Source organism: Acinetobacter sp. YH12135 (assembly GCF_013418565.1).
Lineage (GTDB): Bacteria > Pseudomonadota > Gammaproteobacteria > Pseudomonadales > Moraxellaceae > Acinetobacter > Acinetobacter towneri.
This window is the reverse complement of the sequence record NZ_VPBU01000004.1, coordinates 125872-150650: the sequence shown is the minus strand read 5'-3', so window position 1 is coordinate 150650 and position 24779 is coordinate 125872. Positions and strand designations below refer to the sequence as shown.

Genomic DNA, 24779 nt, shown 5'->3' with positions numbered 1-24779 from the left:
GCTTGGCCAGAAAAATGAGTCGTTCTCGCTGTTCTAAACTAAGTGGTACAGAAACAATTCGAGGCATGTGTGAGCATCTGTTAACTAAAAAAACTTTTTCGCATGATTAGTTATTTTTGTCAACTTAAATTCTAGCCAAAGTTCGACTAAGTTTTTACGCTGCAACACATCCATTTGTTGAATATCAGTATATTGCGCGTGATCATGTAAAAACTCGGACAGATGAATCAATAACTGTTTAAATTGTTGATGTTGATTGCCAAATAAGCCATAAGGCCAGTTTTCATCTACCCCAATTTTTGGTGCTTGGTCAATTTGTAAATAACTGCTTAAATGCGCAGCCAATTGTCCATATTGCATGCCATGCATGGCAGTGGTTGCCCCCATGGAATAGCCAATCAGTTTAAATTGTTGCAGGTTCTGTTGTTGAAGCAGACTGTTTAAATCTTGCCAATGGCTCGAAATAGCATCCAGTTCTGGAACGGCACACAGGTTTGAACCCCCAAAACCACGCCAGTCTGGAATAATAAAACGATACTGCTTTTTATGTTGATACAGAAATGGCAACCATTGCCAACTGTGCATGCCTAAACCTGAAAGCACAACCACAGGCTCACCTTGACCAAATTCACGTACAAATAGAGCTTCGCCATCGGGCATGCGGTAAAAAGGCATCAGCATTTCCTTGCATGGTTGTAATTAAAGATGCGTTATTCTTTATAGCATAGCCTGATCATTTCTGTATGGTGAGCAACCCTGATTTCACATTGATGTGGTTGCTATTACTTAAAAATATACTTTTAAGATGAGGCTTCGGCATCAAACTTTTTCAGTTCAGGAATCACATTTTCTAGCCATTCAATCCAGCCAATTTCCTGATCTATCCCTAGCTGCAAAATCATTTTATGAATATACAGGGTACGGTTGTTCGCAGGTGCTTGGCTAAAGTCTTTGGCAAAAATCTGTTGATAGGTGTGCAACTTGGCTTTGTGAAGCAGCAAATGTCGTTCTAGTTCGGGTAAGACGCTGTTGCCGCCAAGTTGGGCTTCGGCACGTAAACGTACCATAAGTTCTTCGCGTAATTGTGCAGGCGGGCTTTGCTCGACCATCCAGTTTGCCAGTTCATGCCGCCCCAAAGCTTCTACCTGATAGGTTTTGCTACGACTGCTAGAATCTTCATCTTCTAAGGTTGAAATCCAACCTTTTTTCAGCATTGTATTTAGTTCGCGATAAATTTGTTGATGGGTCGCATTCCAGAAAAACCCCATAGAGCGGTCAAAACGGCGTGCCAATTCAATACCGTTACTGGGTTTTTCAATTAAACTGGTCAATAAAACGTGAGCGAGCGACATAAACAGAGCAACTTTATTTTTTTCAGCTTTAATTATGCAACATGTTGCATAAAAATTAAATCTAGAATATAAAAGTATGCAACAAGTTGCATTAAGCATAAAACAGCCAGCATTTTTGCCAGCAGGGAGATTCTATGTCTGACTATCCACATTTACTTGCGCCTTTAGATTTAGGCTTTACCACTTTAAAAAATCGGGTCTTAATGGGTTCAATGCACGTTGGACTAGAAGAAGCACCGGGTGGATACGAACGTATGGCGGCTTTTTATGCAGAGCGTGCCAAAGGTGGCGTTGGGCTGATTGTAACAGGTGGTATTTCACCGAATGATGCAGGCTTAACCTTTGCGGGCGGCAATAAACTTGATACTCGTCAAGAAGCAGAAAAACATAAAGTGGTGACTCAGGCTGTGCATGATGCAGGCGGCAAAATTGCTTTACAGATTTTACATACGGGACGTTATTCCTATCAGCCCGATATTGTCGCACCGTCAGCAATTCAGGCACCGATTAACCCAAGTAAACCACATGCACTAACATCGGCAGAAGTACAGCAAACCATTGCCGACTTTGTGAATTGTGCCAAATTGGCACAATACGCAGGCTATGATGGTGTCGAAATCATGGGTTCGGAAGGCTATTTAATTAATGAGTTTATTGTTGCGCGTACCAACCATCGTGATGATGAATGGGGCGGCAGTTATGAAAACCGTATTCGTTTCCCAATTGAAATTGTTAAACGTACCCGTGCAGAAGTGGGTGAAAACTTTATTATTATTTACCGCTTGTCGATGTTGGATTTAGTCGAAGGCGGTTCGAGTTTTGAAGAAGTGGTGCAATTGGCACAAGCGATTGAAAAAGCAGGTGCAACCATTATCAATACAGGGATTGGCTGGCATGAAGCACGTATCCCAACCATTGCTACCAAAGTCCCTCGCGCAGCTTTTACATGGGTGACAGAGAAATTAAAAGGTTTGGTTAAAGTGCCACTGATCACTTCAAACCGTATTAACACCCCTGAAATGGCTGAGCATGTTTTGGCTGCAGGACATGCCGATATGGTATCGATGGCACGTCCAATGTTGGCAGATGCTTTCTTTGTGCAAAAAGCAGAGCAAGGTCGCAGTGATGAAATCAACACATGTATTGGTTGTAACCAAGCTTGTTTAGACCATATTTTCTCAATGAAGATTGCTTCATGTTTGGTCAATCCACGTGCTTGCCATGAAACAGAACTCATTTTTAAAGAAGCAACACAGACTAAAAAAATTGCGGTGATTGGTGCAGGGCCTGCAGGTTTGAGCTTTGCAACCTATGCTGCAGAACGTGGGCATCAGGTGACGATTTTTGAAGCATCGAATCAAATTGGTGGGCAGTTTAATATTGCTAAAACCATTCCTGGTAAAGAAGAGTTTTACGAAACTTTGCGCTATTTCAAACGCCAAATTGAGCTGCAACCGAATATTAAATTGGTATTGAATCATACGGCTAGTTTTGAACAATTGCTCAATGCTGACTTCGATGATGTGGTTGTGGCAACAGGTGTAACCCCGCGTCAATTGGATATCGCAGGTATTAATCACCCTAAAGTGCTGAGCTATATTGAGGTATTAAAAGAGCGTAAGCCTGTAGGTCAACGTGTTGCGATTATTGGCGCTGGTGGTATTGGTTTTGATACTGCAGAATATTTAAGCCATGAAGGTGAAAGTGGTAGTCTAAATCCTGAAAAATTCTACGATGAATGGGGAATTGATACCAATTATGCGCATGTCGGTGGTTTAAAAGCAGCAAAAGTTGAAGAATCGCCACGTGAAATTTATTTATTGCAACGTAAAGCATCATCCGTGGGTGCTGGCTTGGGTAAAACAACAGGCTGGATTCATCGTACAGGTTTAAAAAACCGTGACGTTAAAATGATTGCAGGGGCAAGTTATGACCTGATTGATGATCAAGGCTTGCACATCACCGTCAATGGTCAAAGTACAGTGCTCGAAGTTGATCATGTGGTGATTTGTGCAGGGCAAGAGTCTTACACCGCCATGTATGAGCAATTACAGGCAGCAGGCAAAAATGTGCATTTAATTGGTGGGGCGAAAGAAGCAGGCGAGTTAGATGCCAAACGTGCAATTCGTCAGGGTGCTGAATTGGCAGCGAAAATTTAATGTAATTCCTTCTCCCTCTCCTTTGGGAGGGGGCTGGGGAGAGAGTTAATAATCGCTTCTGCCCAGTGCAGCAGTGCTTCAGTCTCACTCAGGGACTCTGCATAGAAATGAAATATCAAAACAAAAAAAAGGAACTTAACATGACTTTGGAAACAACAAAATTAGCGGTACAGCGTTGGCATACAATGCTGCAAAACCATGATATGTCTATTTTGAGTGAATTGCTGGCAGATGATGTGGTGTTTCGTTCACCTGTAGCGTACCAACCTTATGCGGGTAAACAAGTGGTATTTTTTATTTTGACCAATGTAATTCAGGTCTTTGAAAACTTTACTTATCACCGTGAGTTTTATACTGAAGATGGTTGCAATGTTGTACTTGAATTTTCCGCCAATGTGGGAGATAAAAAACTTAAAGGAATTGATATGATTCAATTCAATACACAAGGACAAATTGTGGACTTTGAAGTGATGATTCGCCCGAAAAGTGGTTTAGAGGCATTGGCTGTGCAAATGGGACAACGTATGGCTGCCTTTATGCCAACCGAAAAATAAAATACCGCGTGTGTATGGCAATGAAGTTGTTTTATAGAAATCGGTTTCGGGTTGGCATGCTTGAAAGTGCATGTATTGCTTGGGAGTAAAATGATGTCTACATTACAAAAAATAGCGAAAATTACACAAGCGGTTTTAGATCAGGTCACAGGCGCAGATTTACCGACGTTGTATTATCATCCACATGGAGAAATCCGTCGGGTATTGGATTATTTACCACAGCTCAAAGAAAAATACCGTCCAACACCGTGGCTGTCCAATACACATGCGCATCTTTTATATTTTGATTTAATTAAAAAGAAAACCATTCGTCAGCAGTATGATCGGGTTGATCAACTCACTATGCAAGATGGCGGTATCACCGCAGTTGCTTGGGTGGGTTATGACTTACCTGCAGATACTCCCACAATTGTTTTAATGCATACCATTACAGGTTCTTTGGAAAGTATGCGTGAGTTGGTGCGCGATTTACATCAGCAGACACAGTGGCGTATTGCCTTATGTTTACGTCGTGGGCATGGCAATTTACCTATGCCTGTACCACAAATGAATCTGTTTGGTTCGACGCATGATTTGCGTGAACAAATAGTGTTTATTCAGCAACAATTTCCACAATCTGAATTATATGCTGTTGGTTCTTCCGCAGGGACAGGATTATTGGTGCGCTATTTGGGCGAAGAAGGCGAGCAAACCCCAATTAAAGCCGCGTTTGCACTGTGCCCAGGATATAACACTGAACTAGGCTTTCAGCATGTGCATCCTTTTTACAGTAAAGTGATGACCAAAAAATTATTCCAGTTTTTTATTCAGCCCCATCAGGACATTTGGCAAAACGTAAAATCTTTATCGCAAGTGTTAAGTGCGACTACATTGGCAGAGTTTGAAAAGGCGTATTTTGAATTGGCGGGTTTTGAAGATTATGACAGCTACACACAAGCCATTAACCCAATTTATGTGTTTGAGAATGTCAAAATTCCGCTTATGGTTTTAAATGCAGAAGATGACCCAGTGTGCCACATCAAAAACTTTGACCCTTATAAAGAAACCATACGGAAAATGCCAAATATTATGGTAGTGACGACCCGTAAAGGCAGTCATTGTGGTTTTTATGAAGGTGTCGGTTTTACTAAATCTTGGGCATCGCGTTTAATTTCTAATTATTTTAAAGTGCAATCGCAGTTGCTGCAGGCAAGTTAAAGTGAAGCGCACAAACCTATATAGAAATAGGTAGCTGTATTGCAAATGTATTCACGAGTTATCTCAGCGAAGACTCATCCAAATGAATAAAAAACCCAGTACACAATGACTGGGTTTTTTAACGTCAATTCAAATCTAAGATAAGAACTTACACCTTAAAACTGACTTTAACTTAAAGCTTAGTTTTAAGTGAGCACTTAGTTCTCAAGTGCTGGGGTTGCAGCAGCAATCGCAGCGGCAACAGCATCATCTTCAGATTGAGCACCTGTGTTATTGCTTGGACGTGCTTGAGTTGGTTTATCTTCTGCTACAGGAGCTGCCGCTTTCGGCGCAGGCGCAGGTGCAGCAGCAGGTTGTGCAGGTGTTTCACGACGGATTTCAGTTGTGGTGTTCACTGTTTCAGTGCGCTCCACTTCTACCTGTGCAGGCGCTTCTGGTTCAGCATCTTGAATGTTTTCAACAGGTTCTAGTGGTTCAAATTGAGCAGTTTCAGTAGTTTGTTCAGTTTGAACCTCTACTTGTTCTTGCTCATCTTGCTTTGGCTGTTCTTTTTTTACACATGCAGTTAATAACAACGCCGTTGCAATTGCACCACAAATTAAAAGTTTCTTATTCATAATTGCACAAAATAAAAGATCGGATAGACGGACGTATTATAGCAATAAAATGACAGATGAAAATCCTCTCAAGAAGTTCTAATTTTTTATAGGAAATGCTGATAGAATAACCAATTGTTTATTGTTCTATGAATTGATGCGGAATGACTTTGCTTTATTGGTGCAGAGTAAAGTAAAATTGCGCAACATTGCAGGCCGATTTAGGCTCGATTGTACGAGAAACCCAATGACCCATTTTATTTTCGTGACTGGTGGTGTAGTTTCATCACTAGGTAAAGGTATTTCAGCTGCTTCAGTTGCTGCACTTTTAGAAGCCCGTGGTTTAAAAGTAACCATGGTCAAAATGGATCCATACATTAATGTCGATCCAGGGACAATGAGTCCTTTCCAACATGGTGAAGTTTTTGTCACAGAGGATGGTGCCGAAACTGACTTAGATTTGGGTTATTACGAACGTTTCTTGCGTCGTGCGAAAATGACCAAGTTAAATAACTTTACATCTGGTCGCGTGTATCAAGACGTTCTAAACAAAGAGCGCCGTGGTGATTACTTGGGCGGTACTGTTCAGGTGATTCCACACATTACCGATAATATTAAAGAACGTGTACTTCGCGCTGGCGAAGGCTACGATGTCGCAATCGTAGAAATTGGCGGTACAGTAGGCGACATTGAATCTCTCCCATTCATGGAATCTGTACGTCAATTGATGGTGGAATTAGGGCATAAGCGTACTATGCTCATGCACTTAACTTTATTGCCATATATCAAATCTGCGGCAGAGTTAAAAACCAAGCCAACTCAACACTCAGTTAAAGAATTGTTATCTATCGGTATTCAGCCAGATATTCTCATCTGCCGTACTGAACATGATGTTGATGCTGACACTACCCGTAAAATTGCGTTATTTACCAACGTAGAAGCACGTGCGGTTGTGGTATGTAAAGATGCCAAAACCATCTACCAAATTCCGCGTACATTCTATGAACAAGACGTTGATGATTTAATTTGTGAGCGTTTTGGCTTCAATGATCTTCCAGAAGCAGATTTATCTGATTGGGATAACGTAGTTGATGCATTATTGAACCCTGAATACAGCGTTCGTGTGGCGATGGTGGGTAAATATGTTGAACTGCCAGATGCCTATAAATCTGTAAACGAAGCATTATTGCATGCGGGTATTCAAAACCGCGTCAAAGTTGAAATTGACTATGTCAATGCAGAAGACCTTGAAAGCCAAGACGTTAATACTGTACTTAAAGATGCCGATGCAATTTTAGTTCCGGGCGGCTTTGGTGAGCGCGGTACCGAAGGTAAAATGCAAGCCATCAAATATGCACGTGAAAACGGTGTCCCATTCTTGGGAATCTGTTTGGGTATGCAATTGGCTGTGATTGAATATGCACGTAATGTGGCAGGTATTGCCGATGCAAGTTCAACAGAGTTTAACCGTTCGACTAAGTCGCCACTTATTGGTTTGATTACTGAATGGTTAGATGAGCGCGGCGAAGTTCAACAGCGTTCTGTCGATTCTGACTTGGGCGGCACTATGCGTTTAGGTGCACAAAAATCTGAATTGGTTGAAGGTACCAAAACTCGTGAAGTGTATGGTTCTGCAGAAATTGTAGAGCGCCATCGCCATCGCTATGAAATGAATAACCGTTATATTCCTGTGCTTGAAGAAGCAGGTCTTAAAATTTCGGGTTATTCACCAATTCAGCACTTGGTTGAAACTGTTGAAATTCCGCAACATCCTTGGTTTATTGCGGTACAATTCCACCCAGAATTTACCAGCTCGCCACGTGATGGACATCCATTGTTTGCTGGCTTTATCGGTGCGGCAAAACAACAGCATCAAAAAACCAAATAAGATGGCTTTAGGGATAAACTAGGAAGTTGAAATGTCACAATTAAAACCACAAGAAATTGTACGTTTGGGTGATATACAAATGGCGAATCATTTGCCATTTGTATTGTTTGGCGGCATGAATGTACTTGAGTCTAAAGACCTTGCATTTGAAATTGCTGAAACTTATGTGGATATTTGCACACGCTTAAATATCCCGTATGTATTCAAAGCCAGTTTTGACAAAGCCAACCGTTCTAGCCTGAACTCATTTCGTGGTCCCGGTTTAGAAAAAGGCATTGAATGGCTGGCTGACATTAAAAAGCATTTTAATGTGCCAATTATTACCGATGTGCATGAGCCGTATCAGGCTGCGCCTGTGGCAGAAGTGGCAGATATTATTCAGCTTCCTGCGTTTTTAAGTCGCCAAACCGATTTGGTTGAAGCGATGGCAAAAACTCAAGCCATTATCAACATCAAAAAAGCACAATTCCTTGCGCCGCACGAAATGCGTCATATTTTGCATAAGTGTTTAGAAGCAGGGAATGACAAATTGATTCTTTGTGAGCGTGGTTCAGCATTTGGTTACAACAACTTGGTTGTCGATATGCTGGGCTTTGACATCATGAAAGAAATGAATGTACCTGTGTTCTTTGATGTAACCCATGCTTTGCAAACTCCGGGTGGTCGTGCAGATTCGGCAGGTGGTCGTCGTGCACAAATTACCACCTTGGCACGTGCAGGTATGGCAACTGGCTTGGCAGGTTTATTCCTAGAAGCACATCCTGAACCAGAGCAGGCAAAGTGTGATGGCCCATGTGCATTGCGTCTATCACAACTTGAGCCGTTCTTGGCACAGCTTAAAGAATTGGATACCTTGGTAAAAGGTTTCCAAAAGCTAGATACACACTAAATTAGATCCATATTAAATTATAGACTCATTGATGCCTAAAGCATCACGTTATTAATCAACTGAGGAATTGTTCATGAGCCAAATCGTTGACATTCGTGCACGTGAAATTTTGGACTCTCGTGGTAACCCAACCATCGAAGCAGACGTAATCTTAGCATCTGGCGTAGTTGGCCGTGCATGTGCACCATCAGGTGCTTCAACTGGTTCTCGTGAAGCTCTAGAACTTCGTGATGGCGATAAAGCACGTTACTTGGGTAAAGGCGTTAAAACTGCGGTAAATAACGTCAATACTTTAATTCGTGATGCTTTACTTGGTAAGTCTGTGTTTGAACAAAAAGACATCGACAACACCATGATTGCGCTTGATGGTACTGAAAACAAAGAAAAATTAGGTGCTAACGCAACTTTAGCCGTGTCTTTGGCTGCTGCGCGCGCTGCTGCTGATGAAAAGAAAATTCCTCTTTTCCAATACATCGCAGACCTTCGTAACAACAGCATTTTAACCATGCCTGTACCAATGATGAACATCTTAAATGGTGGTTCACATGCAGACAACAACGTTGATATTCAAGAATTTATGATTGAGCCAGTAGGCTTTACTTCATTCTCTGAAGCATTACGTGCTGGTGCAGAAATTTTCCACTCATTAAAATCTGTATTGAATCAAAAAGGTTTAAACACAGCAGTGGGTGATGAAGGTGGTTTTGCGCCAAACTTACGTTCTAACGAAGAAGCAATCACAGTTATTCTTGAAGCTATTGAGAAGACTGGCTACAAAGCGGGTTCTGACATCATGTTGGCGCTTGACTGTGCATCTTCAGAATTCTACAAAAATGGTCAGTACATTCTTGCAGGTGAAGGCAACAAAGCATTCACAAGCAACCAATTCTCTGACTATTTAGCTGGTCTTGTAAATCAATATCCAATTATCTCAATTGAAGATGGTTTAGATGAGTCTGATTGGGAAGGTTGGTCTTACCTTACTTCGATCTTAGGTGACAAGATTCAATTGGTCGGTGATGACTTGTTCGTTACTAACCCGAAAATCTTGCAACGCGGTATTGATGAAAAAGTAGGTAACTCAATCCTGATCAAGTACAACCAAATTGGTACTTTGACTGAAACGCTTGATGCAATTTACCTTGCAAAAGCCAATGGTTACACAACTGTTATTTCACACCGTTCAGGTGAAACTGAAGATTCTACAATTGCAGATCTTGCAGTGGGTACAGCAGCAGGTCAAATCAAGACTGGTTCACTGTGCCGTTCTGACCGTGTAGCAAAATATAACCAATTACTTCGTATTGAAGAATTGACGAATGCTGCATATCGCGGTAAAGCTGAGTTCAAAGGTTTGAACTAAGCGAAATTAGTAGATGTCATTATTAAATGTATTTGACTCCAAAGCGAGTAAAGCATTGTTGGGCCTTGCGATCTTTTTGATCGCAGGGTTTCAATATTTACACTGGTTTGGTGAAGGTGGTTATCGTGACCATGCTGCACTGACAGAAAAAATCCAACAACAAATAGAATTAAATACAGAGCTGAAGGAGCGCAATCGTGTACTTGCAGCAGAAGTTTATGATTTAAAAAATGGGGTAGAAGCCATTGAAGAGCATGCCCGTTTAGATTTAGGCTTAATTAAGCCACATGAAACCTTTGTGCAAATGAGCACCATCAGCACACAATATAAACCAATTTATATTCAACCAAATTCCACAGTAGATTTACGCACCAATGAATCACAACAACCTACAGCAGCAACCGCCCCGACACCCTAAACTTTGGGCGGTTATTCCCGCAGCGGGTTCTGGTAGTCGTTTTTCTAGAACTGAACTTAAACAATATCAGTATATTCAAGATCAAACAGTCTTAGCGCACAGCATCGCACGTTTAAATCACTTGCCTTTAGCGGGTTATGTTTTGGCGATTGGTCAAGCAGATGATGTGGCGCAAAACCTAAACTTGGCAGAAAAAGAAAAAGCACATTTTTGCGTAGGTGGTGCAGAGCGAGTGGATTCAGTCTTGAATGCACTGCATTATTTATCTGAAATCGCCCATGTAGATGACTGGGTTTTGGTGCATGATGCAGCGCGTCCTTGTGTGACAGCTGCTTGCCTTGAACAGTTGTATCAGACTGCACTGGCAACAGATCAAAGTGCAATTTTGGCTATTCCAGTGCGTGATACTTTAAAAAAGGTAAGCCAAGGCACAAAAATTGAAACCACGGTAAGCCGTGACCAACTTTGGCAAGCGCAAACTCCGCAAATTGCTAAACTTGATGTGCTTAAAACAGCCATTGAATCTGCATTAAAACAGCAATTGACGATTACCGATGAGGCCAGTGCTTTAGAAGCAGCAGGGCAAATTGTAAATGTTGTGCACGGTCGTTCGGATAATATTAAAATCACCTATCCCGATGATTTAGAGCTGGCACGTTTAATTTTAGCCTCACAACAACATGGATGATAAAAATCTAGTGTAATTAACACCGCGTTAAACTTGAATATTCAACGATTAAGCTTTAATGATTCACTCTGTGCCGCTTTGCTTCTATAATTGTCCATCCTGTCTATTTTAAATACCTTTGAGTCGCATGAATCCATCGCAGCAGTATCGTTTTTTACGTCACTCATTACGTGATGGTAGAAGCATTAAAAATGATTCCTCACGCTGGACTAAATTACATTTAGATCCATGGTTGCTGTGTTTTCTGATTTTAAATGCGATTCTGGGTTTAATGGTGGTATATAGTGCCACCGCGCAAGATATGGGGATGGTGCTGCGTCAAGCAACCAGTTTTGGCATTGGTTTTATCGCCATGATTATTTTGGCGCAAATTCCGCCTAAGGTATATCAAGCTGCCAGTCCATATTTTTATATCTTTGCAGTCATCATGCTGGCTTTGGTTTTGGTCATTGGTGAAACCCGTATGGGGGCAAAACGCTGGATCAGCTTGCCAGGTATTGGCAGTATGCAACCCAGTGAATTTATGAAATTTGCCATGCCATTGATGATGGCGTGGTATTTTTCGCGTCGTGCTTTCCCGCCTAAATTGATCCATATCATTGTCGCTTTAGTGATTATGATGATTCCTTTTGTCTTGGTGGCATTGCAACCCGATTTAAACATTGGTTTGATTATTCCCGGTGTCTTTGCGCTATTTTTAAGTGGCATGTCATGGCGATTAATCTTAGGAGCAATCACTGCATTGGCGCTCGCAGCACCATTGCTTTGGATGTTCTTTTTGCAGGAGTACCAAAAGAAAAGGGTACTCACCTTATTTGACCCAGAGTCGGATGCCTTGGGGGCAGGCTGGAATATTATTCAATCTAAAATTGCCATTGGTTCAGGCGGCTTTACAGGTAAAGGTTATTTAGAAGGAACGCAATCACATTTGGGTTATCTGCCTGAACATCATACTGACTTTATTATGTCGACCTATGCCGAAGAATTTGGTTTTATTGGCGTATTTTTACTGTTCAGTTTGTTTGCTGCCATTATTTTACGTTGTTTGATGATTGGGATGAATTGTTTCCATAATTTTGGACGTTTGTATGCAGGCACGGTTGGTCTGACTTTCTTTTTCTTTGTATTTCTAAACTCAGGGATGGTGAGTGGTATTTTACCTGTAACGGGTGACCCATTGCCGCTGATGAGTTATGGTGGAACGGCTGTTATTTCCATGTTGGCGAGTATGGGGATTGTGATGTCTATCCATACTCATCGTTAATACAGAATCCATCTGAAAGATGATGTAGGTGAGTTTTGCTATTATCATCTTTTTCTCTTTTTGTGGTTTTAAAAAGCCTAAGCAATTAGGATAAACACAAAACAATCCTTATAATATCCAGTAAATTTACTTTATTTATTAAGCAATAATTTAAAAAGAACAGCATAACAGTAACACAGAGCACCCCATGACCCATTTAATTTTTATTGCACTTTTCCCTTTGATTGCCTTAATTGCAATGGGTTATCTGCTTAAGCAATCACGTATGTTGGATGAGCCATTTTGGAAGGGTGCAGAAAAGTTAAATTACTATATTTTGTTTCCTAGCATGTTGTTTTTAAACCTCGCTACAGCAAACATTGAAGCGAAATCAATCGCACAGATTTTGTCGGTCGTAGGGATTATTGTGGCTTTAGTAAGTTGTCTGTTATATGCCTTGCGCGGCTATTTCAAAACACCCGCAGTCCGTTTTGGGGTGTATATGCAAAGCATGGTACGTTTCAATACGTATATCGGTTTGGCTTTGGTCGCAGCATTGTTTCAGGTGCAGGGCATGGCGCTGTTTGCGATTATTTTGGTGTTCTGCATTCCATTGGTGAATGTTTTATCTGTGCTGGCTTTAAGCGATACTAAGACTTTACAGGCAAAGCAAATCCTATGGTCATTAATGAAAAATCCATTAATTTTAGGGTGTATTGTTGGCGGTCTATTTAATTTATCAGGTTTGAGCTTGTGGGAAGGTGCAGCGCATTTTATTCGTCAAATAGCGTTATGCAGTTTGCCTTTGGGATTAATGTGTGTGGGCGCAGCATTACAATTTAATGGCTTGCAACGAGATGTATTCGCATTGGCATTGAATGTGTTCGGGCGTTTGTTATTTATGCCTGCTTTGGCTTGGCTAATTTGTCAGAGCTTAAATGTTCCAGTGTTGGAGTCGCAAATTTTAGTCTTGTTTTTTGCTTTACCTACTGCATCGGCAGCTTATGTACTTACACAAGTTTTAGGGGGAGATAGTCGTTTAATGGCTTCAATTATTAGCTTGCAAACCGTATTCGCCGCATTAACTTTGCCAATTGTGTTGTGGTTGCTCATTTAATCTGTCTAATACAATCTATTGTTCAGCATTAATCGTATAAACGATAGATGCCCGCAAAGCGTTCACAACCTTTTTGTTTGGTTTGAATTTTTAAGATTGCTTTAGAATAATTAAACTCATAACTGCAATCGTGCTCATTGTCGATGATTTTGTTTTTTTGATCAGGTGTTGTATAAGCTAAAAAGGCAATACTTTGGCTTTCAAGGCGGTTATTTGGATTGCGATAAGCAATACCTTCAATTTTAATGCTGTTTTTATTGAGTTGATGAATTTGTAAATGTACGGGTTGTGCAGCAAATTGACCATTTTCATATTTTAAATAATGTTGAGTCATGCTTTGATTCATTGAAGTGAAAAAATTCAGTTGATCAATTCTAAAATCAAATTGCTGAGTATAACAATTTAAGCTTTTGCATTGCTGTAAGCGTTGGATCCACAATTGCTGAGTATCTTCTAACAAGCGAATAGGCGCATCACTCATCAAATAAGCTGTTAAATGTTGATCACTTAATTTTTCACGCAATTCTGAGAAATTTTCTGTGCACACCTGCGCCAACTTTTTATTGGGTGTAGATCTACAATCAATCCCTTGTGCATAAGAGAAAGATGAATATAAACAGCCAAATAACAGCAGTGTACTTAAGTTTTTGATAAGATGAATCTCAGATTTCAACAGCATGATCGCTTATACTTTCACTATGTTGCGCTAGGTCTAATATAGCGAAATCGAAAGTATGAATACAAGATTTCAATGATTTATTTCTACAGGAGTTGAACATGGTTGCACAGATTCGTATTGGACAAGGATTAGATGTTCATGCCTTTGAAGCGGGAGATTTTGTGACGCTTGCAGGTGTTCAAATTCCTCATACACAAGGTTTAAAAGCACACTCAGATGGTGATGTAGTGCTGCATGCACTATGCGATGCATTATTAGGTGCTTTGGCGCTGGGGGATATTGGGCAGCATTTTCCAGATACCGATCCAAATTATAAAGGTGCAGATAGTCGGGTATTGCTTAAACAGGTTTATCAACTCATTTTAGACCGTGGCTATAAACTGAATAACGCCGATATTACTGTGGCGTGCGAACGTCCTAAACTTGCACCGCATACGCTAGAAATGCGCCAAAGTGTCGCTGATGTATTGGATGTAGAGGTCACACAAATCAGTATCAAAGCGACAACCACTGAAAAATTAGGTTTTACTGGGCGTCAGGAAGGTATTTTAGCAACAGCGATTGTATTGATTTCTCATACAAAATAATCGCGTTAGAATTTTATCTATACAATCTGCTGAATTAAGAAAGTTCAGCAGATTCTAAAGCTTGTTGTAAATCTTGCGTGGCTTTACGACCTTGTAATTGCAAAGAAACGGCGTGAATTAAGCCTGTCCAAGTTTCATTGGGTTTCCAGATATCATGTAAAAAGTCTTGAGCCGTTGCAATATCCACATCCATAAAATATTGACGATACAAATACATTAAACTACTGACGTGGTTGTTATTGCTGCAATGTACCCACACCATTTGGCTTTCTAATAAATGATTGACCAAATCGAGCAATAATAAACATTGATCAGAGGATGGTGTTTCCCATGAAATTGGCAGTTGAATATAGTTTAGTCCAACATCCAGACAAATTTTGTCTTCATGGGGAAGGGCGTGTTCCGCATCACTTTCAGCCAAATTAATGACAGTGCCAATACCATATTCTTTAATTTGTTTTAATTCTTCAGCCGTAGGCTGACCTGAAGAAAACAAACGCTCATGAATGAACTGGAAATTTTTAATTTGGCTAAGTTGGGTTTCAATGTCATTCATGCGCGCAGAATTTCCTATGCTACAAATAGAAACGCCATCATGAAGATGGCGTTTTTAAATCTTAACGATTCACTAAAACGTCTTTTAATGCTTCATGCATTTCAAGCAATGCTTTTTCAGTGGTATCCCAGTCGATACAACCGTCAGTCACAGACTTACCATACTCTAAATCGCATAAGTTTTCAGGAATATCTTGACGACCACCTTTCAGGTGACTTTCGACCATAATCCCAACAATAGACTTATTGCCATCTAAAATTTGCTCAGTGATATTTTTTAATACCAATGGCTGTAAGAATGGGTCTTTGTTTGAGTTAGCATGGCTGGTGTCAATCATGATTTTGGTGCTGACTTTGGCTTTGTTTAATGCATTTTCAGCATCTGCAACAGAGCCTGCATCGTAGTTAGGCTTGCCATTACCACCACGTAAAACCACGTGTGCATACGGGTTGCCGCTAGTACGAATTACTGAAACCTGACCTTGATCATTAAGACCCAAGAAGCTGTGACCGTGTTTTACCGACTGCATGGCATTGGTAGCAACTGTTAAGCCGCCATCTGTACCATTTTTAAAGCCGACTGGAGAAGAAAGACCAGATGACATTTCACGGTGCGTTTGGCTTTCTGTAGTGCGTGCACCAATTGCAGACCAAGAAATTAAATCTTGATAATACTGCGGAGAGTTTGGATCAAGTGCTTCAGTCGCACATGGCAAACCTTTTTCATTTAACTCAAGTAAAAGTTTACGACCAAGACGCAAGCCTTTTTCAATGTTAAAAGAGTCATTCATGTCTGGATCGTTAATTAAGCCTTTCCAGCCCACTGTAGTACGTGGTTTTTCAAAATAAACACGCATCACAATATAAAGAGAATCTTTTACTTTTTCGCTTAATACTTTTAAACGATCTGCATATTCATGTGCAGCAGCAGGGTCATGAATAGAACATGGACCAATCACCACAAATAGACGCTTGTCTTTACCATCTAAAATATTGCGGATTGTTTCACGACCACGAAGAACGGTTTGATAAGCATTTTCAGTCAAAGGTAACTCAGTTTTTAATTCTGCAGGAGTCACGAGTGGCTGAATACTTTCAATATTCACGTCATCGATGTCTGATTGTGTAAGAGGATTAGACTGTAAAGTATTCATTGCCGTCACTGGTTTGATCATACAAAAGATTGTTTAATAGTCTGAATATAACATGAATTTCACTGTATTTTGTTATAAAAAGATGAATACTTCTTTAAAAAATAAGTGATGAATCGGGTAGATAAATTAAACGGTCTGTTTTAGCAAAATCCTGTCAGATAAAGCATTCATTATTGGCTGGCTTGTGCCTCAGAAACTGCTGTTGCAGTTTCTGGTGTGCTGATAGGTTTTGATTTCACAGGATTGACCATAAAGTTAATCCCGATAATAAATAAGGTAATACCTAAAACTTTACGAATCACTTTTTCAGGTAAACGTGAACTGACTAAAGTTCCCACCACAATTGCAGGAATCGAGCCAACCAACAACCAAACCAATAGGTGAAAGTCGACATTGCCTGAACTCATGTGACCTAAGCCTGCAACTAGGGTAAGTAAGACGGCATGCACGACATCTGAACCGATAATACGAATCATCGGTAGATTCGGGAACATCAGTACCAATGCCATGATGCCAAAAGCACCTGCACCCACTGAAGAAAGTGTGACAAATACACCCAGTACAACTCCCATAATTACAATGAGGGCACGCTTATCTGCAGCCTGTAGTTTGACCTTTTCAAGGTCTTGAGTCATATCAGGCAATTCTTGTTTATGGTATTTATTAAAAAACGTTTCAATTTGACTGCGAAACACAATTGAGATGCCAGTTAAGGTCAACATAAAGCCCAGTACCACGGTCAGTACCATTTTGTAATGGGTAGATTGACTTAAATAATTCTCTAAAACCCAGTGGGTCGCAAATGAAGCAGGGATACTGCCCACCGCAAGCCAAATGACAATGGGCCATACAATATTCATTTTTTTGGCATGAACCAATGAGCCGCAGAATTTTGAAATGGCGGCATAAAGTAGGTCTGTTCCAATTGCGATATGCGGTTCAATTTTAAACAAGCTGATCAGAATGGGAGTCATCAGTGAACCGCCACCTACGCCAGTCACACCCACGCAGAAGCCGACCAATACACCTGCCAAAATAAACTCTAAAGGACCAACCATGAAGATATGCCGAAGTCAAAAATCGTGAATATATTATGACTTTTGGCAATAAGCTGTTGTCTTGATTAATGATTTACTTATTCTTAAAACAGATATAGTCAATGTGGAAAATCAGTGCAAAAGATCGCAGATTCAAGCCACGGCTTACTTTCTGTTTCTTACAAAATACAGTGGCTATGCTAAAATGCGAAAATTCATATCCATTAAAATTTAGAGGACAAAACGCTTGCAAAATCGGAAACTTAAAATAGGTATCGTTGTGGGAGAAGTATCGGGTGATACTTTAGGGGCACAACTCATGCGACGTTTTCGTGAGCAAGGCATTGATGCAGAGTTTGAAGGCATTGGTGGCCCGCAAATGATTGCGGAAGGTTTTAAAAGTTATTATCCGATGGATATTCTATCGGTAATGGGCATTGTTGAAGTACTGAAAGATTTGAAAAAACTCTTTGCAGTTCGGGATGGTTTGGTCGAAAAGTGGAGCCAACATCCTGTTGATGTCTTTGTTGGGGTTGATGCACCCGATTTTAATTTACGTCTTGCCAAAAGTTTAAAACAGAAAAACTTGCCGATTAAAACCGTGCAATATGTCAGTCCTTCGGTATGGGCATGGCGACAAGGTCGGGTACATGGCATTAAAGCCAGTATAGATTTGGTACTGTGTTTATTTCCGTTTGAAAAAGCCTTTTTTAAAAAATGGGATGTGCCTGCAGCCTTTGTCGGACATCCTTTGGCGAGTCAGTTGCCGTTGGAAAATCCAATTGCTGCAGCAAAACAAGAATTGGGTCTAGACCAACAGCAACAATATATTGCGTTATTACCCGGTAGTCGACGTGGTGAAATTGAGCGTTTAGGGCCGTTAGTTTTAGATGCGGCTTATATTTTGACGCAAAAATATCCGCAGTTTAAGTTTCTAATTCCTGCAATTAATGATGCACGTAAACAACAAATTGAAGCGTTACTGCAGTCTTATCCGAGTGCATTACAAGACAAAGTGCAATTGATAGAAAATCGTGGCACAGAATCCAAAATTGGTCGTCAGGTAATGAATGCGTCCGATATGATTGCACTGGCTTCAGGCACGGCGACGTTAGAAGCGATGCTATTACATCGTCCAATGGTTACGTTTTATAAGCTGAATCGCATTACGTACTGGATTGCGAAACTGTTGGTGAAAATTCCTTATTATTCATTGCCAAATATTATTGCAGGTAAAAAGGTTATTCAGGAGTTAATTCAGGATGATGCAACGCCTGAGCGTTTGGCAGCAGAAATTGAAAAGTTAATTTATATCGAAACTGCACAAATTCAAGTGATGCAACATATCACTATGCATAAGCAATTATTGTCCGATAATAGCGAAGACCCTGCACAAGCAATTTTGGCGATTTTAGATCGTTAAACTGTTCATTTCGTGATTGCATTGTTGTTTTGAAACTGCTGCCGATACTGGCTAGGTGTTAGCTCGAATTGCTTTTTAAAAGTTTGGCTAAAGGCGGTTTCGGAAGAATAACCGACACGATGGGCAATTTGTTGAATCGACAATTGTCCTTGCTGTAAATAATGCGATGCCAAGCGTAGCCGATGTTGTTGTAAGTATGCCAAAGGCGGCTCACCAATTACCTGATTAAACAAATTGGCAAATTTAGAACGTGACATGCAACATTGTTCTGCCAAACTTTCTACCGTCCATGCTTTTTCGGGTTGACCATGAATAGCTGCGAGCGCATTGGAAAGTTCAGGATGTGCCAAAGCGCCGAGCCAGTTATTTGAGTCATCAAGCTGAAAAATATAATCACGCACACATTCAATCAGTAAAATACTGACCAAGTGATCTAATATTTTATCCCGTCCCGGTCGGATTTGATGACTTTCCACCGCTAAAAATTGCAAGCCAATTTGTAACCACTCGGGCGCTGTGCTGCACATGATATGCGGAATATGCAGATATTCGGGTAGGGCACTTAAAAGCGGTTTTGCCATGGTGGTGTCCATGTGGCATTGAATCACCAAAATAAATGCGTCTTCAGCTTGTGTGTGATTTATCGTGCCAAAATTTATTGACTGCTGTGACTGAATTTGAAATAAATCCGAAATATCAAAGTGTTCTGTCCAGTGAGTGTCTGCAGTTGCACTTGCGTAATGACTGCAACCCGATGGAATCAGGACAATATCACCTGCATCAATGTGAAGGTGTGTCTGTGCAGATAAATGGATATGCAGCGAGCCTTGTAGTACTACATAAGCCAGCATTGCCCCTTGGTCACGATATTGAAATGACCAATCTCCATGAGGATTTAAATAGATATATTCTGATTGGTGCAGATGTATATCATCAAAAATTTTACTTAAAGCATCCATATTTTAAGCATAAATCATTATAAAAAATAAACCTGTGATTTCAGGACAATATAGCGCATTTTTGCGCCAAAGACTTTTGCATAGCTTTTTTGGACGTCTGCAACTGTTCATTCTCGTGTCTTTCCACAAATATATAGGTAGAACAGCGTAGAAGGAAGAAAATAAGATGAACGCACCACTTCATTTGCTTAAAGAGATGGAACAGGATGTTCCTTATAAAAGCGCGGCTCAACTCGATAAAAAGCGTTATTTATGGTTGATCAGCCCATTTTTACCTGTATTGGGGATGGGGATTTTGGCGGGTTATCAATTCGCTCCGAAGCCTGCGAAAAAAGTTTTTGCTCTAGGTGGCCCTTTATTATTGCATGTGATTATTCCAACAATTGATACTTTAATTGGTCAAGATGCCAATAACCCAAGCAATGAAGATGTGAAACGACTTGAGGAAGATCGGTATTATTCGCGTTTGGTGAAAAGTTTTATTCCTTTGCAATATGCCGCCAATATTTATGCAGCTTATTTGGTTGGACGGCCACAAACCTCGTTAGTCGATAAAATTTTTCTGGGTATTTCCATGGGGATGGTGAATGGTATTGCTGTCAATACTGCGCATGAACTCAGCCATAAATCTTCAAAAATAGATCACTTACTGTCACATTTGGCTTTAGCACCAACAGGATATAACCATTTTCGGGTTGAGCATCCGTATGGGCATCATAAACGTGCTGCGACACCTGAAGACCCTGCATCTTCACGTATGGGAGAAACATTTTATGAGTTTTGGCCCCGCACGGTAAAAGGTTCGTTTAAGTCTGCACTGCAAATTGAAACTCAGCGTTTAAAACGTAAAGGCAAAAGTTTTTGGTCGAAAGACAATGAATTATTACAAGGCTGGGGCATGAGTGCGGCATTTCATGCTGCATTGTTGGCGCGTTTTGGTACTGGGATCATTCCGTATTTGGCGACACAGGCTTTTTATGGCATTAGCCTGTTTGAAATAATTAATTATATAGAACATTATGGCTTGCTTAGACAAAAAGATGCGCATGGCAAATATGAGCGCACTATGCCTGAACACAGCTGGAATAATAACAATATTGTGACCAATTTGTTTTTGTATCAATTACAACGTCATTCCGATCATCATGCTTATCCAACCCGACCATTTCAGGCTTTGCGACATTTTGATGAAGCGCCTGAATTACCAAGCGGTTATGCCAGCATGTTGCTGCCTGCCATGATTCCACCTTTGTGGTTTAAAATTATGGATAAACGTGTATTTGAACATTATCAAGGCAATTTAAACAAAGCCAATATTCAGCCTAAACGCCGTGCACGAATTTTTAAGAAATTTGGTGTGGTGGATAATTGATTGAATTATTAAGATTATTTTTTAATATTCATTTTGATATTTCTTTTGTATATATCTTTCAAAGGAAAGATTGAGATGTATACCAGATGTCTATTTTCACTCATCTTACTATGAATTGACTTCATCTCATTTTGGCGCATAATAAAGTTATATATTTATATAATATTGAGGTGGGTATGATTCATACAAACTTGAGAAAAGTAGGTGGTTCGGTCATGCTTGCCGTACCGCCTACATTATTAAAAAGTTTAGGTTTAGATGCGGGAAAGGAAGTTTCTCTGAGCATTGTGAATGGTAAGTTAGTGGTCGAACCTAAAGCGAAGCCATCTTATAAATTGGCTGACTTGCTGCAAGAGCATCAAGCTTTAGCATTAGAGCAAGATGCGTGGCATGATGTAAAAGCAGTTGGGCGAGAAGAAATCTAATGAATCAAGGCGATATTTATTTGATTTCATTAGATCCAACACTTGGACATGAACAACAAGGTAAGCGACCTGTATTTGTTATTTCACCTAAGTCATTTAATCTTATTACTAAAATGCCGATTGTTTTGCCTATTACTTCTGGTGGAAACTTTGCACGAAATATGGGTTTCGCTGTAGAGCTTATTGGTGGGAAAACTACAGGTATTGTGCGTTGTGATCAATCTAGAGCTTTAGATTTTGAAGCTAGACACGCGCGGTTTTTAGAATCCTCGCACGCAGATGTTTTGGATGAGGTTTTAGCAAGATATATCGCAATTTTTTCACCTGAAGATTAATTTATATCGAAAAAGACAGAAATTTATAGCAATATTTCTATGAAAATCTGTCTTTTATCTTATTTTACTATATGCCTTAAATCATAAAATCACTTGAGCTCACTCGAACTTTTACCTAATTCACGACGGGCAATAATCAATAGCTGAATCTGTTGCGTACCTTCAAAAATATCTAAAATTTTTGAATCACGTGCCCATTTTTCCAATAACTCATCTTCGTTATAACCCACCGATGCAGCTAACTCGACACACCTGAGCGTGATTTCATTACACACGCGACCAGCTTTGGCTTTGGAAATAGAAGCTTCGCGTGAGTTAGGCTGTTTATTGTCTGCCATCCATGCTGCTTTGAGCATCAATAAACGTGCGGCTTCCCATTCTGCTTCCATCCGATAAATCTGTGCTGCGATATGTGAACACTGTAAATAGGGCGTGGCATAATTTGCATCTAATTGGTCTTTAAAAATTTCCTTAATCCGCTCTAAAGCGGCTTTGGCACAACCAACGGCCATAGCTGCCACCAAAGGGCGAGTGTTATCAAAGGTTTCCATCACACCTGCAAACCCTTTGGCAACATCAATTTCTGTATTGCCTAAAAGGTTGCTCGCAGGAACACGGCAATTTTCAAATCGAATTGTTGCTGTGTCCGAGGCTTTAATCCCTAATTTATGTTCTAAGCGTTCCACGGTCATGCCAGGTGTGCCCTTAGTCACAACAAAGGATTTGATCGCAGCACGTCCCAGTTTTTTGTCTAAGGTTGCCCACACAACAACGGCATCGGCGCGGTCACCAGAGGTCACAAAAATCTTTTCACCATTTAAAATATATTCATTGTCTACTTTGGTGGCAGTGGTACGAATAGCCGCAGAGTCAGAACCACAGTTGGGTTCGGTAATTGCCATGGCTGCCCAAACACCATTAAAGCGTTGTAATTGTTCTTCATTGGCCACCGCAGCAATCGCAGAATTACCTAAACCTTGGCGTGGCATACTGAGTAATAAACCTGTATCGCCATAACACATTTCGACAATACTCAGTGCGGTAGACATATTTACGCCATTTTTGTTACCTGTAGATGTGTCACCACGTTTGTTGACTGCTGCACCTGCATTCATGCCATCGCCCGCTTGGTTCATACCATCAACTAAGGCGGCAAGCATGTCTAATTCTTTCGGGTAGGCGTGTTCGGCTTTATCATATTTCCTTGAAATGGGACGTAATACATTTAAAGCAACTTCATGTGCCTGATCGACCAACATTTTGAATTTTTTTGGATTTTGTAAATTCATGGATGTATTCCTTATTTTTCTAGCTGGCTATCGTTTATTGATGGTGTGAGATTAAGCATGCAAGCCTGAATGCATAATTGCAGTCGCACGTAAATCACGATACCAACGCTCTACAGGATGTTCTTTGGTAAAGCCATGACCACCTAAAATTTGCACGCCATTGGTGGCAATTTGCATAGATTTTTCTGCACAGAGCAGACGTGCTAAATATGCTTCTCGATGAAAGTTTTTACCCGATTCGGCAAGACTCGCTGCATTCAGCAACAGCATGCGCATGGCTTCAATTTCAATGGCCATATCTGCAATCATAAAAGCCACACTTTGACGATGTGAAATTGGTTCGCCAAATGCAGTGCGCTCATTGGCATAGCGAATACAATAACTTTTCACTGCTTCACAGCAACCAACTGCCATGGCGCACCACATGAGATTGCCTAAATCTAAAAATGCGCTGTAATCGAAATCATCTGTGCCTAAACGCTCCGCAGGGGTTTGATTAAACTTTAAAGTCGCCGTTTCGCAGGCTTTTAAGCCCATTGCAGGCGCTGCTTTAAATTGAATAGAAGCATCACGTTGCACAATGAACACATCGGCTTGACCATTTAGCTCTGCACTAACCAAAAATAAATCTGCTGTTTCGGCCAAAATCACCAGCGTTTTTTCACCTGTAATTAGGTACTGTCCATTTTGCAAAGTCGCTTTGGTTTTTAGCTGATACGGATTAAACGCAGCAGTATTTTCCTGAATCGCAAAAGTGGCTTGAAGTGGCGTTGGATGGTTCGCGTCTGTTTCGGAAAACGCAGATAAATACTGATTTTGAACCTGTTCTGAACCCCAGCGAGTTATGGCATTCATTACGCCAAATGTGGAAAGTAATCCTGCGGTTAAGCCAAAGTCGCCACGTGCCAATTGTTCGGCAATTAAAATATGGCTGACAATATTTTGTTCAGTGGCAACACCGCCTAAAGCTTCGGGCAGAGCATAGGTGTTCAAACCTAAATCTGTGCTGTATTGCCATAATACTTGTGGGAATTTCGCATCATGATCTGCCTGATGTGCCAATGGATAGATCACTTCTGTAGCAAATTGCTGCATGGCATCGACCAGCATTTGCTGTTCTTCACTCAATGACAAATCAAATAAATCTTTGGATTGACGTGTCAGTCGTTGTTGCGGTAATTTTTGTGTGCTTTTAAAATTTTTTTGAGTGGTTTCAAAGGTTTTAAAACCTGCTTTGGCTGAGTGATATAGAGATTGTTCAACCCATTTGCGTAATTTGAATTGATCGAGCAGATCACTCGATGCCATTTTAGTGAGTAGCGCTAAGCCGAATCCTTGGGCTTTGTTTATCATTTGACTCATGATTGTGTTGTCCTACACAGAGAATGCTTGTTTTTTATGCTGACATGCAGACTATAAAAAAACTATGTCATTGCTGACATGCAGAATTGTCAAAGATAAACGGTAAAAATTTTCTTATAACTGGACTAATATGTGGAT

General features: G+C 40.5%; 24 protein-coding genes and 2 pseudogenes. 15 read left to right on the top strand and 11 right to left on the bottom strand.

All coding sequences use genetic code 11. The annotated features are described in order from the left end of the window. The 3 genes and pseudogenes from FTU70_RS14420 to FTU70_RS04250 all read right to left on the bottom strand — a co-directional run. A pseudogene (locus tag FTU70_RS14420) lies at positions 1–67 on the bottom strand (helix-turn-helix domain-containing protein); the annotation flags it as partial. Between the two features lie 160 nt (positions 68–227). Continuing rightward, positions 228–675 (bottom strand): annotated as a pseudogene (locus tag FTU70_RS04255) (alpha/beta fold hydrolase); the annotation flags it as partial. Positions 676–800: 125 nt separating this feature from the next. After that, positions 801–1352, bottom strand: coding sequence for a PadR family transcriptional regulator (locus FTU70_RS04250; protein WP_004973333.1), 552 nt, complete (start codon positions 1350–1352; stop codon positions 801–803). 134 nt (positions 1353–1486) lie between these two features. Here FTU70_RS04250 and FTU70_RS04245 point away from each other — a divergent pair, with 134 nt between their 5' ends. From FTU70_RS04245 to FTU70_RS04235, 3 genes are all read left to right on the top strand, one after another. Continuing rightward, positions 1487–3511: an NADPH-dependent 2,4-dienoyl-CoA reductase gene (locus tag FTU70_RS04245; RefSeq protein WP_004973335.1), complete on the top strand. Its 2025-nt coding sequence runs from the start codon at positions 1487–1489 to the stop codon at positions 3509–3511. 140 nt (positions 3512–3651) lie between these two features. After that, a complete protein-coding gene (locus FTU70_RS04240) occupies positions 3652–4065 on the top strand; it encodes a nuclear transport factor 2 family protein (protein WP_004973337.1) in 414 nt (137 codons plus the stop codon). A 90-nt stretch (positions 4066–4155) separates the two neighbouring features. After that, positions 4156–5262 carry a YheT family hydrolase gene (locus tag FTU70_RS04235; protein WP_026438425.1) on the top strand — a complete coding sequence of 369 codons (1107 nt, stop codon included), beginning with the start codon at positions 4156–4158 and terminating at the stop codon, positions 5260–5262. Between the two features lie 197 nt (positions 5263–5459). On the opposite strand, the gene FTU70_RS04230 is transcribed toward FTU70_RS04235, so the two are convergent. Beyond that, positions 5460–5879, bottom strand: coding sequence for an internalin (locus FTU70_RS04230; RefSeq protein ID WP_096900861.1), 420 nt, complete (start codon positions 5877–5879; stop codon positions 5460–5462). A gap of 226 nt (positions 5880–6105) precedes the next feature. Between FTU70_RS04230 and FTU70_RS04225 the strand changes: the two genes are divergently transcribed. The 7 genes from FTU70_RS04225 (at position 6106) to FTU70_RS04195 (ending at position 13464) form a co-directional block, all read left to right on the top strand. Continuing rightward, positions 6106–7746: a CTP synthase gene (locus FTU70_RS04225; RefSeq protein ID WP_004973343.1), complete on the top strand. Its 1641-nt coding sequence runs from the start codon at positions 6106–6108 to the stop codon at positions 7744–7746. Positions 7747–7777: 31 nt separating this feature from the next. Next, the gene (kdsA, locus tag FTU70_RS04220) at positions 7778–8635 is read left to right on the top strand and encodes a 3-deoxy-8-phosphooctulonate synthase (protein WP_004973345.1); all 858 of its coding nucleotides are present in this window, start codon (positions 7778–7780) and stop codon (positions 8633–8635) included. Between the two features lie 73 nt (positions 8636–8708). Continuing rightward, the gene (gene eno, locus FTU70_RS04215; protein WP_004973347.1) at positions 8709–9998 is read left to right on the top strand and encodes a phosphopyruvate hydratase; all 1290 of its coding nucleotides are present in this window, start codon (positions 8709–8711) and stop codon (positions 9996–9998) included. A gap of 13 nt (positions 9999–10011) precedes the next feature. After that, the gene (locus tag FTU70_RS04210; protein WP_180060089.1) at positions 10012–10416 is read left to right on the top strand and encodes a septum formation initiator family protein; all 405 of its coding nucleotides are present in this window, start codon (positions 10012–10014) and stop codon (positions 10414–10416) included. Further along, positions 10373–11104 carry a 2-C-methyl-D-erythritol 4-phosphate cytidylyltransferase gene (ispD, locus tag FTU70_RS04205; protein WP_167846042.1) on the top strand — a complete coding sequence of 244 codons (732 nt, stop codon included), beginning with the start codon at positions 10373–10375 and terminating at the stop codon, positions 11102–11104. Before FTU70_RS04210 ends, ispD begins: the two co-directional genes overlap by 44 nt. A gap of 127 nt (positions 11105–11231) precedes the next feature. Then, positions 11232–12368 (top strand): rod shape-determining protein RodA, encoded by a 1137-nt coding sequence (rodA, locus tag FTU70_RS04200; RefSeq protein ID WP_154320713.1) that lies wholly within the window; start codon positions 11232–11234, stop codon positions 12366–12368. Positions 12369–12555: 187 nt separating this feature from the next. After that, a complete protein-coding gene (locus FTU70_RS04195) occupies positions 12556–13464 on the top strand; it encodes an AEC family transporter (RefSeq protein WP_154320714.1) in 909 nt (302 codons plus the stop codon). Positions 13465–13492: 28 nt separating this feature from the next. On the opposite strand, the gene FTU70_RS04190 is transcribed toward FTU70_RS04195, so the two are convergent. Continuing rightward, complete coding sequence (locus FTU70_RS04190; protein ID WP_004973366.1) at positions 13493–14143, bottom strand: hypothetical protein; 651 nt, start codon at positions 14141–14143, stop codon at positions 13493–13495. A gap of 98 nt (positions 14144–14241) precedes the next feature. On the opposite strand from FTU70_RS04190, the gene ispF reads away from it, so the two are divergent. Further along, the gene (gene ispF / locus FTU70_RS04185) at positions 14242–14730 is read left to right on the top strand and encodes a 2-C-methyl-D-erythritol 2,4-cyclodiphosphate synthase (RefSeq protein WP_004973369.1); all 489 of its coding nucleotides are present in this window, start codon (positions 14242–14244) and stop codon (positions 14728–14730) included. Between the two features lie 34 nt (positions 14731–14764). On the opposite strand, the gene FTU70_RS04180 is transcribed toward ispF, so the two are convergent. The 3 genes from FTU70_RS04180 to FTU70_RS04170 all read right to left on the bottom strand — a co-directional run bounded on the left by FTU70_RS04180 (position 14765) and on the right by FTU70_RS04170 (position 17497). Beyond that, complete coding sequence (locus FTU70_RS04180; RefSeq protein ID WP_004973370.1) at positions 14765–15286, bottom strand: protein tyrosine phosphatase family protein; 522 nt, start codon at positions 15284–15286, stop codon at positions 14765–14767. Positions 15287–15347: 61 nt separating this feature from the next. After that, positions 15348–16439 carry a 3-deoxy-7-phosphoheptulonate synthase gene (locus FTU70_RS04175; protein ID WP_042068745.1) on the bottom strand — a complete coding sequence of 364 codons (1092 nt, stop codon included), beginning with the start codon at positions 16437–16439 and terminating at the stop codon, positions 15348–15350. A 170-nt stretch (positions 16440–16609) separates the two neighbouring features. Continuing rightward, positions 16610–17497 carry a sulfite exporter TauE/SafE family protein gene (locus tag FTU70_RS04170; protein ID WP_004973373.1) on the bottom strand — a complete coding sequence of 296 codons (888 nt, stop codon included), beginning with the start codon at positions 17495–17497 and terminating at the stop codon, positions 16610–16612. A 226-nt stretch (positions 17498–17723) separates the two neighbouring features. Between FTU70_RS04170 and lpxB the strand changes: the two genes are divergently transcribed. Beyond that, a complete protein-coding gene (lpxB, locus tag FTU70_RS04165) occupies positions 17724–18899 on the top strand; it encodes a lipid-A-disaccharide synthase (RefSeq protein ID WP_180060087.1) in 1176 nt (391 codons plus the stop codon). Between the two features lie 5 nt (positions 18900–18904). Here lpxB and FTU70_RS04160 read toward each other — a convergent pair whose 3' ends face one another. Beyond that, the gene (locus tag FTU70_RS04160) at positions 18905–19858 is read right to left on the bottom strand and encodes an AraC family transcriptional regulator (protein WP_180060085.1); all 954 of its coding nucleotides are present in this window, start codon (positions 19856–19858) and stop codon (positions 18905–18907) included. 166 nt (positions 19859–20024) lie between these two features. Between FTU70_RS04160 and FTU70_RS04155 the strand changes: the two genes are divergently transcribed. From FTU70_RS04155 to FTU70_RS04145, 3 genes are all read left to right on the top strand, one after another. Beyond that, entirely contained in the window at positions 20025–21230 is a 1206-nt protein-coding gene (locus tag FTU70_RS04155; RefSeq protein WP_004973378.1) for an alkane 1-monooxygenase, read from the top strand. Between the two features lie 176 nt (positions 21231–21406). Further along, entirely contained in the window at positions 21407–21655 is a 249-nt protein-coding gene (locus FTU70_RS04150; protein WP_004973383.1) for an AbrB/MazE/SpoVT family DNA-binding domain-containing protein, read from the top strand. Next, positions 21655–21990: a type II toxin-antitoxin system PemK/MazF family toxin gene (locus FTU70_RS04145; RefSeq protein WP_096900853.1), complete on the top strand. Its 336-nt coding sequence runs from the start codon at positions 21655–21657 to the stop codon at positions 21988–21990. Before FTU70_RS04150 ends, FTU70_RS04145 begins: the two co-directional genes overlap by 1 nt. Before the next feature lie 89 nt (positions 21991–22079). Here the strand turns inward: FTU70_RS04145 and FTU70_RS04140 are convergent, their stop codons facing one another. Both FTU70_RS04140 and FTU70_RS04135 read right to left on the bottom strand, forming a co-directional pair. Next, positions 22080–23279 carry an acyl-CoA dehydrogenase family protein gene (locus FTU70_RS04140; RefSeq protein ID WP_179994402.1) on the bottom strand — a complete coding sequence of 400 codons (1200 nt, stop codon included), beginning with the start codon at positions 23277–23279 and terminating at the stop codon, positions 22080–22082. A 51-nt stretch (positions 23280–23330) separates the two neighbouring features. Further along, positions 23331–24641, bottom strand: coding sequence for an acyl-CoA dehydrogenase family protein (locus FTU70_RS04135; protein ID WP_004973388.1), 1311 nt, complete (start codon positions 24639–24641; stop codon positions 23331–23333). Positions 24642–24779 lie beyond the last annotated feature (138 nt).